The sequence below is a fragment of the Paenibacillus sp. BGI2013 genome, assembly GCF_002843485.1.
GTDB lineage: Bacteria > Bacillota > Bacilli > Paenibacillales > Paenibacillaceae > Paenibacillus > Paenibacillus amylolyticus.
Map to the genome: position 1 here is coordinate 23,669 of NZ_PJFA01000018.1, position 9,784 is coordinate 33,452.

11 protein-coding genes are annotated in these 9,784 nt (G+C 44.5%); 8 read left to right on the forward strand and 3 right to left on the reverse strand.

The features are described from left to right. Positions 1-55 precede the first annotated feature (55 nt). Both CXK86_RS28590 and CXK86_RS28595 read left to right on the forward strand, forming a co-directional pair. Positions 56-1,132 carry a FecCD family ABC transporter permease gene (locus CXK86_RS28590; RefSeq protein ID WP_218640811.1) on the forward strand — a complete coding sequence of 359 codons (1,077 nt, stop codon included), beginning with the start codon at positions 56-58 and terminating at the stop codon, positions 1,130-1,132. 2 nt (positions 1,133-1,134) lie between these two features. Then, positions 1,135-1,902, forward strand: a complete 768-nt coding sequence (locus CXK86_RS28595) for an ABC transporter ATP-binding protein (protein WP_047843839.1) — start codon at positions 1,135-1,137, stop codon at positions 1,900-1,902. A gap of 140 nt (positions 1,903-2,042) precedes the next feature. Here the strand turns inward: CXK86_RS28595 and CXK86_RS28600 are convergent, their stop codons facing one another. After that, positions 2,043-2,675: a DUF421 domain-containing protein gene (locus CXK86_RS28600; RefSeq protein ID WP_076254377.1), complete on the reverse strand. Its 633-nt coding sequence runs from the start codon at positions 2,673-2,675 to the stop codon at positions 2,043-2,045. Between the two features lie 154 nt (positions 2,676-2,829). Between CXK86_RS28600 and rnhA the strand changes: the two genes are divergently transcribed. From rnhA to CXK86_RS28625, 5 genes are all read left to right on the forward strand, one after another. Continuing rightward, complete coding sequence (gene rnhA / locus CXK86_RS28605) at positions 2,830-3,483, forward strand: ribonuclease H (protein ID WP_036615228.1); 654 nt, start codon at positions 2,830-2,832, stop codon at positions 3,481-3,483. A gap of 332 nt (positions 3,484-3,815) precedes the next feature. After that, the gene (locus CXK86_RS28610; protein WP_036615225.1) at positions 3,816-4,685 is read left to right on the forward strand and encodes an alpha/beta fold hydrolase; all 870 of its coding nucleotides are present in this window, start codon (positions 3,816-3,818) and stop codon (positions 4,683-4,685) included. 298 nt (positions 4,686-4,983) lie between these two features. Further along, on the forward strand, positions 4,984-5,973 hold the full coding sequence (locus tag CXK86_RS28615; RefSeq protein WP_076254379.1) for a serine/threonine protein kinase: 990 nt from the start codon (positions 4,984-4,986) through the stop codon (positions 5,971-5,973). A 309-nt stretch (positions 5,974-6,282) separates the two neighbouring features. Next, positions 6,283-6,723 (forward strand): Imm48 family immunity protein, encoded by a 441-nt coding sequence (gene imm48, locus CXK86_RS28620; RefSeq protein WP_076254380.1) that lies wholly within the window; start codon positions 6,283-6,285, stop codon positions 6,721-6,723. Between the two features lie 31 nt (positions 6,724-6,754). After that, positions 6,755-7,294, forward strand: coding sequence for an RNA 2'-phosphotransferase (locus tag CXK86_RS28625; RefSeq protein ID WP_076254431.1), 540 nt, complete (start codon positions 6,755-6,757; stop codon positions 7,292-7,294). A gap of 189 nt (positions 7,295-7,483) precedes the next feature. Here the strand turns inward: CXK86_RS28625 and CXK86_RS28630 are convergent, their stop codons facing one another. Together CXK86_RS28630 and CXK86_RS28635 are read right to left on the reverse strand one after the other, a co-directional pair. Further along, complete coding sequence (locus CXK86_RS28630) at positions 7,484-8,341, reverse strand: SDR family oxidoreductase (protein ID WP_076254382.1); 858 nt, start codon at positions 8,339-8,341, stop codon at positions 7,484-7,486. 110 nt (positions 8,342-8,451) lie between these two features. Further along, complete coding sequence (locus CXK86_RS28635; protein WP_036668516.1) at positions 8,452-8,877, reverse strand: Rrf2 family transcriptional regulator; 426 nt, start codon at positions 8,875-8,877, stop codon at positions 8,452-8,454. 423 nt (positions 8,878-9,300) lie between these two features. On the opposite strand from CXK86_RS28635, the gene CXK86_RS28640 reads away from it, so the two are divergent. After that, complete coding sequence (locus CXK86_RS28640; RefSeq protein ID WP_026080959.1) at positions 9,301-9,777, forward strand: DUF6790 family protein; 477 nt, start codon at positions 9,301-9,303, stop codon at positions 9,775-9,777. The last annotated feature ends 7 nt before the right edge of the window (positions 9,778-9,784 follow it).

Consider the following 9,784-nt stretch of genomic DNA (forward strand, 5'->3'; position numbering starts at 1 on the left):
ACGCGAATTGATGGGGGAAGAGATGGCACAGACGGTTCAGGTTCAGACACAGCGTATGGGGAAAAGAGAGTCTCTGATTCATAGTAAATCCGGGTTTGCTTTACTGATTGCAGCTTTAATCATGATCACGCTTATATCCGTAGGTATTGCAGTTTCCATTGGACAGGTACAAATTCCACTGGTGGAGTCATATCGTATTCTTTTATACAAATTAACGGGATTTCAGTGGGGGACAACACCCATTGAGGCAGGTTCCTTTACCGATATTATCTGGCAGATTCGTTTCCCGCGTGTGCTGATGGCGATGTTTATCGGTGCAGGCTTGGCCTTGTGCGGTGCTGTTATGCAGGCTGCTGTGCAGAATCCACTTGCTGATCCTTACATACTGGGTATATCCTCAGGCGCTTCACTTGGAGCAACCTTTGCAATTCTTATTGGATTCGGTGCGATTGGGTGGCTAGGTCAGACGGGGGTGGCTTTCTGGGCCTTTGCCGGTGCGATGGGTGCGTCCTTACTGGTCCTGACTTTGGCAGGGATTCGGGGGAAAATGACGTCGGTCAAGCTGGTGCTTGCCGGAATGGTGATTAACGCGTTATGCAGCGCTTTTTCGAACTTTATTATTTATTTTGCCAACAATGCTGAAGGCATCAAAACGGTGACATTCTGGACCATGGGCAGCCTGGCGGCTTCCGGATGGAACAAGCTTCCACTCGTGGGTATCGTCGTGCTGGTGGCGATTCTATTTTTCCTTTTACAGTCCAGAGTTCTTAATACGATGTTATTGGGGGATGAAGCAGCTGTTACGCTGGGCATTAATCTGAGTGTGTATCGCAGACTGTACATGCTGTTAACCGCTTTGGTGACAGGCGTTATGGTGGCGAGCTGTGGCATGATTGGTTTTGTTGGACTCATTATTCCGCATATTGTCAGAGGTCTCGTGGGTTCCGACCATCGTAAAGTGATGCCTGTATCTGTGCTGTTTGGAGCCATTTTCCTCATCTGGACGGATGTTATTGCACGATCCCTCATATCCAGCGTGGAGTTGCCAATAGGTATTATTACGGCCATGATTGGTGCACCAATGTTTATGTATATGCTGGTCAAAAAAGGCTACGGTTTTGGAGGAAATTAAACATGAAGCTGAACGTAGAAAATGTATCCATCTCTGTGCTGAACACGGACATCATCAAGGATATTTCATTACAGGTGAACGGTAAACAGTTCGTTGGACTGATCGGACCCAATGGTTGTGGCAAGTCAACGCTGCTCAAGAGCATCTATAAAGTGATCAAACCGCAGCAAGGTAAGGTTTTTCTGGACAATACCGATATTCTCAAATCCAGTCCAAAGCTTGTTTCCAGACACATGGGCGTTGTCGGCCAGTTTAATGAATTGAGTTTTGATTTTACAGTACGTGAGATGGTCATGATGGGCCGTACCCCGCACAAAAAAATGCTGGAGACGGATAATGAACGGGATCACGAAATCGTGGAGCAGGCTCTGGAAAAAGTACATCTGACTGGACATGCAGACCGCAATTACGTGTCTCTGTCTGGTGGAGAGAAACAGCGTGTGGTCTTGGCACGTGTCTTGGCACAGCAACCCCAATTCCTGATCCTGGACGAGCCGACGAACCATCTGGACATCAAATACCAGCTACAAATTCTAAATATTGTCCGTGGACTCGGCATTGGTATATTGGCAGCGCTGCATGATCTCGAACTCGCCGCAGAATATTGCGATTATCTCTATGTGGTGAAAAAGGGCCAGATTGTAGTCCATGGCAAACCGGCAGATATTCTGACTCGCGAGATGATTGGTGAGGTATTTGATGTCGATTGTGAAATCTATACAAATCCAGTTACGGGCGGCTTAGGCATTGCTTACCTGAGTACACGTTGATTGGGACTATATCTTCGTTTGGAGACCTGGAGCAATCTTTCGAAATAATCAATTGAAATGAACATAGACCGTACCTGTTGGAGCGATGTTATTGCATGCTCGCAGGGCCGGTCTTTAATTTTTGATGGGGCTAGGAGCGTCTATTGAAGCTTAGGATCAACGGGATGAACATGAGCACCTTTACTGACTTCTTGGAAAATATCTGAGGAGTTATCGCTATGCGTTGAAGAATTGTTGCTGTTGTCTTGTTGTGGGTGTTCTCCCGTTGCTGGACTACTGCCTGTAATTGCATAACTTCGTAGGATCTCTTCCAGATCTCCAATCGTCACGGGACGAGCATGTCGTTTCAGGACATAACCAAGTTGGCCATTGGGTTCCACCGTTGCCGTCTCCAGATCGTCTACACTTGTAATTCCGTGCTGTCGCATATGCATCTCAAGCTGATCCATCGTATAACGCATGCGTTTCAGATTCGGGATAATGACCTTTCCGTCCTCTACCACGATTTTGGAACTGCCACTCATTAACCGTTCAAAAACATTAAATTTCAATTGCAGTTGTTCCACCACAAGTAATGTCAAAATGAAGACCGATGCTGATCCAATCGCTTTGCCAAGCTCATGATTTGCGATGGGCTGTACAATCGTTGTTCCGATGGAGATCATGATGACCGTTGTGGCGACACTCATCTGTGAGATCGACTTGCGTCCTGCAATTCGCAGCAGAATCATGCCGATAAGTACAAGTAAAACAGATTTCCATATCCAGTCCATACGTATATTCCTTTCTATTCCAGTATGCGCTTTGTTTCTTAGACTGTTCTGGAGTTGGAGGAATTATGCAGATGGATAAATCCATAGCTTTCATTCCGCCCACCAGATCGTTTACAATAGGGTATTGATGAAGTGAACAAAGGAGCGGGTTACAGTGGCAAAACAGAAATATTATGTTGTCTGGGAAGGCAAGAAGCCGGGTGTGTATAACACATGGGCAGATTGCAAAGCGCAGACGGATCATTATACTGGAGCAAAATATAAATCCTATGAGTCCAAAACAGCCGCAGAAGAAGCGTATCGTGCTGGCTGGAAAGGGAACTGGGGTTCAAGTGCAGGCGGAGCGTCGAAGACAAAGTCGGCTGGTAGCGGAAGAAGTGCTGGCATGGAAACGTCAGAGGAAGTGGATTACGACAGCGTCTCTGTTGATGTGGGCACACGTGGTAACCCCGGACCTGTAGAATACAAAGGAGTAGACACCCGCACCGGTGAGGTTATTTTCTCCGTCGGACCGATCTCCAAAGGCACGAACAATCTGGGCGAATTTTTGGCCATTGTACATGCCCTTGCACATCTGAAAAAAGAAGGCAGTACCAAAACGGTGTATACCGACTCGGTCAATGCCATGAAATGGCTAAAGCAGAAAAAAGTAGCCACAACGTTGCCAAGAGACAACTCCACGGAAGAGATCTGGCTGATGATTGATCGTGCGGAGCAGTGGCTCCAGACGAATACGTACAGCAATAAAGTGCTAAAATGGCAGACCAAGCAGTGGGGCGAAATCAAGGCAGATTACGGCCGGAAGTAAGTATTTATCCGTATCAATTTCATAATACCTTTCGCTGCTTCAATCAAGGCTAGATATAGATAAATGCGGTTTAATTTGTCTATATCTAGTTACAAAAATCCATTTTTAGTGAGTTATGAAATTGATTTTTCCAAAGGATGCCTCCTTTATTTCTGGTCTATTAGAATCGTTATTTACAATTTCCAGTTTCCGCTCTATAATCATCTGAATATGATTAGTTAAACATATGGAGGAGCCTGTCATCTGCAGGCCCTCTTTATCTTTTTGGTCCACTGATTAGCAAGTCCATTCAATAGAATGGGGTATTTGAGTATATATTGCAGGAGGCAGACATGAGTTCCATTTATAGAAGTGAAGAAGGCAAGAGCAGCATACTTGAAGAGTATGAGATTTATTTGAACGAGTTGGGTGAGGAATTTACTCGGGAGTATGTAGAGACGCGTTTTGGAAAGACACATGTTTTACTGACGGGTCCTCTAGATGGCAAGCCGTTATTTATTCTCCAAGGCGGTAATTGTGTGAATCCGATGACGTTGTCCTGGTTCTCTTCTTTATTTAAAGAATACCGGATTATTGCTCCTGATACGATTGGTCATCCTGGTTATAGTGAGGAAGCAAGTATCTCGACACGGTTTGATAGCTTGGCATTATGGGTATCGGATCTGTTAGATCACTATGATATTGAAAAGAGTGCATTTATCGGTCCATCGTTTGGAGGAGGCATTATCCTCAGACTGGCTACCTATATTCCGGAACGCATCTCGTGTGCCGTATTGGTTGCTCCTGCGGGTCTTGCGGTCAATTCCAAAATTAAAACAGCTCAGGATATCACGCTGCCACTCGTCAAGTATCGTATGACGTCTTCACCATCTTCTTTGCAAAAAATTACGGACAACATGTCATGCAACTGCATGAAAGAAATGGATAAAAACATTATCGGCAAACTTTTTAAATACGTCAGCATAGATCAGGATCTGCCCAAGCTTACGGAGCGGGAAGAACTGGTGAACTACACGTCACCAACCTTGTTATTGGTGGGGGAGAAGGATGTCTTTTTCCCAGCGGATAAGTGTATTGAGCGAGCTCAAAAGATTATTACGAATGTAGAAGCCATCAAGTATGATACAGGACATTTTCCTTCACAGGACGTATTGGTTCAGATGAACGAGGAAATCGGGCGTTTTTTACAGAATAATTATTAATAAAAGCTGTAAATGAAGGATGAGAAATGTTATTCTCCAGTTTAATAAAGTAATTACATCCATCTGTCGATACTCTATATAAGAGAATGCTTTTCTTCTATAGAATAGTGTGGATAGGGATTAGCAGTAGAACGAAGAAGGCTTGATATCATTAATATTTAAATATTTCGCGTAAGGTGTTTCAAATTGCATCATTTGGTTTATATGTATAGTTGGCGATGAATTGCTGACTGGTCGAACCAAGTGATGCATTTACGCGGAAAGTCTTCCGATCGACAAGGTTGAAAAGAGGTCTGTTATGAGAAAAGACAATTGCAAAATGGCATTGCAGCGCAATGTGATTATAAATGATACATATCAGGTAAGACAGGTATTAGCCAGCAGTGAGTTGGCTATTGTATATGCAGGGCGAGATCGTAATACAGGTGCCAAAGTAGCCATTAAGGAATTTTTTCCACAGAGAATGGCTGAACGGCAGGCAGACAAGCGAGGGGTGTTCTGCTCTTCACGAGGATACGGTGGGCAATATCAGGAGTTACTGGCTGCATTTCTGCTCGAAGGTGAACTGTTATCGAAACTGGATCATCCTCATATTGTATCGTATTTGGATCATTTTGAAGCGAATGGTACGGGGTATCTGGTTATGGAATACTGCACGGGAATCACATTGACCGAGTATTTGAATGAACATAATCATGCTCTTGATGCTGCCTTCATAACGGAGACGCTGCTTCCACTGGTGGATACATTGGATTACATACATAAGCAAGGCATTCTTCACCGGGATGTGAAACCTTCCAACATTATGGTTATGGAGGATGGTACACCCAAACTTCTGGACTTTGGCTCAGCTACCCGTTGGCCGATGCAATCTGGAGAGAAACAGGTGATATTTACATCGGCAGGTTATTCTCCGCTAGAGTTTTATTCGGAGAAATCCAGTCAAGGACCGATGTCGGACATCTATAGTTTGGCAGCTCTGCTCCATTATTGGACATGTGGGCAACCCCCTATGGACGTGAAACAGCGGTTGTTCCAGGATGAATTGCCATCTGTTCGCTCACATAATGAGTATGTGAATCCGTGGCTCGCTCGTGTTATTCATTGGGGGTTGACGGTTCGTTCTGAGAAACGCTGTGCTTCCTTAGCTTGGGTCAGAAGCTCGCTGCGAGTTCAAGCCTGGGTATGGAAAGTGCGCAAGCCAGGTACAGTGGAATGGTCTTTAGCCGAGAATGAACATACGCAGGTCTATGAAGTGGAGTCGAAAAAGCAACATGAGATGGCTTGAGTTATAACACCTCTTTTATAAAATGGTATGCTAGATGAGCATATTCGTACGATAAATTAAACCAAGTCGACTTATAAAAGAGGAGATTTGGTTTTTTTGTTATTTATTATGTTATAGGGAATCGGATGTAATTGAATGACGTTATATTTTATAGAGTTCGTCTCGAAGTTAGCCAGACGATAAATCATGCCGTGATTAACAGCTCCACCTATAGATAGAATTTGAAACGAACACCCCAACTCCGATACAATGTTCTCATAGAGTCTAAGAGAATGGATCAAATACGGTGCAGAAATGGAGAAAACCAATATGACTGAATTTATCAACGCTGACGATATTAATGACGTAATTCTGGCTGCGGCAGCAAACGAGTTGGAGCAGATGGTGGACAAAATGTGTGAGCTGATTGGCATGCCTTTGGAACAGACAACAGAACTGGAGCGTCAGGTCATGGCTGCTTTTGGTTTTGGCGCGGTGTATGGCATCACTCATCGGGATCAGCTGGCGGAGCCGCAGGCCCATGCCTTGAGCATTCGGATGCTGATTAAACCGTTTAATTACAGTGAACAGCAGGCGGTTGATTTTGCCGATGATCTGATTCGGGTGGCTTCCGATCGTGAGGTTCATCCGGTGATGAATACGATTATCCAACGTGGGATTGATGGACACCGCCAATTCAATCAGGAAGACGATGAAGGATTGGAACGTAACATTCAGGAGATTTTAACAGCGGTTCAATCGCAAAAATAGACGGTTTTATTAGATGTGGGAGATGATTGCATTGGATCTGATGAAATTAAGCAAGGAACTCTCATACGCTCTGCGACATGCACCATGGGAGTATGAGCTGGAACTGGACGAAGAGGGTTGGGTGGAAATCTCGCAATTACTGGTGGCTTTACATGAAAGTCCGCAGTGGAAGGAAGTCACGCAAGCCGATCTGGAGCAGATGATCCAAACCTCGGAGAAAAAGAGACATGAAATCCGTTCTGGCCGCATTCGGGCATTGTATGGACATTCGACACCTCATAAGATATCGAAAATATCTGCTGAGCCACCGGAAACCCTGTACCATGGGACCCCGGCACGCGCAGTGCATTCTATTATGGAACATGGCTTACAGCCGCGGCAAAGGCAATATGTACATCTGTCCGCAGACATCGATACAGCCAATCAGGTGGGACGAAGACGGGATGATCAGCCTGTCATTTTGAGAATCAATGCTGCTCAAGCTTCCACAGACGGAATCCTCTTTTATCATGGAAACGAAAATATCTGGCTGGCCGATCACATTCCTGCACGTTATATTCTTGAGCAGTGACTGGTGAGCAATGAGTGATGAACTGTTGTGGAAAGCATAAATACCTATCTCGAATTGCAACAGTCGCAATGAATGGATTGAATGTGCAGTCTTCCGTTCAAGTTGTATACCGTTGTATTGATCGTTAGCTACACAAAAAAAGGGACGCATCCAACACTTGTTGGTGTGTCCCTTTCTCATATCCAAAACTTACTTGCCTACAATTGCTTTAATACCTTCGCTAAGTGGCTGAGCCGGACGGCCAAGCAATTTCTCTAAAGTATCACTCTCTACAGCCAATGCGCCTTCACGGATGGCACTTTGCATATCAACAAGCATCGATACGACAAAGTCTGGTAGACCTGCACCTTTCATGATGTCGGCGTAAGCGGCATCGTCCACGTTTTGCACGTTGATTTCCTGCCCAAGCACTTCACCAACAATGGCAGCCAGTTCAGCTTGCGTGCGTAGTTTGCCGGACAATTCATATACGGTATTCTCATGTCCTTCGCCTGCGAGTACAGCTGCTGCAGCATGGGCGTAGTCACTGCGGGTAGCCCAGCCTACTTGGCTGTTGTTGGTGGCATGAACCCAAGGTGCACCTTGCGTAGCTGCTTGCACACTGCCTGCTTCATTTTCCAGGTACCAGTTGTTGCGCAGGAAGGAATACGGAATGCCGGATTCACGAATAGCTTTTTCTGTAGCGCGGTGAACTTCCGCCAGGGAAAGGGTGTTTTTCTCTGCATTCACAACGCTTGTATAAGCGATGAATCCAACACCTGCGCTCTTGGCAGCGTCAATGGCAGCCTGATGTTGGCGAATACGCGTTTCATTGTCACCATCAGTTGAGATGAGCAACAGACGATCTACACCGGCAAAAGCTTTCTCCAACGTCTCTGGTTGATCGAAATCACCGTGACGTACGTCAACGCCTTGAGCGCGGAATGTTTCCGCTTTTTCCGGATTACGTACACTTACTGCCACATCCTTGGCAGAATTGTTTTTTAACAATGCCTCTACAACCAGTGAACCCAATTGACCTGTTGCGCCAGTAACCAAAATTTTCATTTTCTTTTCCTCCTAGGATATGTGTTTTGTTTGCATATGGATGTAATCAAAATTGTTATAACAGGTGTGATTACAACGAAAGGGTTAAAAAAAGCTCATTATGAGCTTTTTTATTCAGAGACATGAATCTGATCCATCATCTGTTGTATGGTTACACGATTCAAGCGCTGTTCCATGGCTGTCTGAGCCTCAATGAGTTCGGCACGCAAGGTGTGTTCAATCATGTTGCCGACTGGACATTTCGGATTCGGATGTTTGTGAAAGTTAAACAATTCCCCATCCTCCACGACCTCAAGCGCTCGATATACATCAAGAAGGGTAATGTCGGCTGGATCTTTCAACAAGGAAGCACCACCCACACCGGGTCTGACGTCAATCAGTCCAGCCTGTTTCAGCTTGGACATAATCCGCCGAATAATCACGGGATTTGTATTCACACTCTGCGCGATCACATCTCCGGTGCATTCATTGGGCATAACAGCGATCAGGGACAGGGTATGAACCGCAATGGAAAAGCGACTGCTGATTTGTCTCATGGGATAATCACCACCGTTGTAACTATAATAGTTACAAAGAGATCGGATGTCAATTCCTTTATATTATATTTTAATGGATAGTTGCTGTTGTTCTGTAATCGTAGATGATCAAACAGATGATAATTGAACTATCAGCTATGTCAAATAAATGAGTTGTGGTTCTTTTGAAGCGTTAAAAAAGAAGTAGGTTTCAAACCTTTTAATGTAATAATAGGGCTAAATTCCTATTATTTTCAAGTTAAATGGAACTATATGGTTTTCTTGTTTGCGTACAGAAGAAGAAAAATGACAAAAGCTTCGACAAACTAGAAAATTATGTATGAATTGACAAATGTAAAAGCGATTATATAATGTGTTTAACTACAAGATTGTACATTTAGTTACAAATGATTCCAAATAACAAACGGCGGGAGTGGGACAGGCATGTGGTTTTTGGTTCTATGGTTGTTAGGTCTAATTTCAGGGGGAGTACACCTATATGTGTTAGGTTTTCCCGGGGAAATGAGCGAGATTAGCAGGGTGTTGCTGCTTCATCAGTTTGTGGTTACGTTTGGATTGGTTGGAGTGATTGGTTATGTTGTCAACATTGCCAGAGCGGATCAGACAGCCAAAATGTTAGGATGGCCTGGTGGACCATTTCAGGTTAAATATGGTTTTTCCCAGGTAGGGCTTGGAGTTATGGGGATTATGGCCATCTGGTTCCAAGGGAACTTTTGGGTTGGTGTATTGGTAACGATGTACATATACGGATTAAGTGGTCTTTGGTCACATACTTATGTCATGATTAAAAATCGCAAGGCAGATGGAGACAGTATCGGGAATCTCATTATGGATGTGGTGTATCAAACGTTTATCACGGTTCTCTCCGTATTGGCTGGTGGAATCTGGGTAATGCACTAAGCTGTAA

What these genes read in the sequence shown, in the direction of transcription:
- CXK86_RS28600 (WP_076254377.1), bottom strand. Translation starts at nt 2,675, where the DNA reads ATGGACTGGATATGGAAATCTGTTTTACTTGTACTTATCGGCATGATT.
- CXK86_RS28590 (WP_218640811.1), top strand. Translation starts at nt 56, where the DNA reads ATGGGGAAAAGAGAGTCTCTGATTCATAGTAAATCCGGGTTTGCTTTA.
- CXK86_RS28615 (WP_076254379.1), top strand. Translation starts at nt 4,984, where the DNA reads ATGAGAAAAGACAATTGCAAAATGGCATTGCAGCGCAATGTGATTATA.
- CXK86_RS28595 (WP_047843839.1), top strand. Translation starts at nt 1,135, where the DNA reads ATGAAGCTGAACGTAGAAAATGTATCCATCTCTGTGCTGAACACGGAC.
- CXK86_RS28635 (WP_036668516.1), bottom strand. Translation starts at nt 8,877, where the DNA reads ATGAGACAAATCAGCAGTCGCTTTTCCATTGCGGTTCATACCCTGTCC.
- CXK86_RS28640 (WP_026080959.1), top strand. Translation starts at nt 9,301, where the DNA reads ATGTGGTTTTTGGTTCTATGGTTGTTAGGTCTAATTTCAGGGGGAGTA.
- imm48 (WP_076254380.1), top strand. Translation starts at nt 6,283, where the DNA reads ATGACTGAATTTATCAACGCTGACGATATTAATGACGTAATTCTGGCT.
- CXK86_RS28630 (WP_076254382.1), bottom strand. Translation starts at nt 8,341, where the DNA reads ATGAAAATTTTGGTTACTGGCGCAACAGGTCAATTGGGTTCACTGGTT.
- CXK86_RS28610 (WP_036615225.1), top strand. Translation starts at nt 3,816, where the DNA reads ATGAGTTCCATTTATAGAAGTGAAGAAGGCAAGAGCAGCATACTTGAA.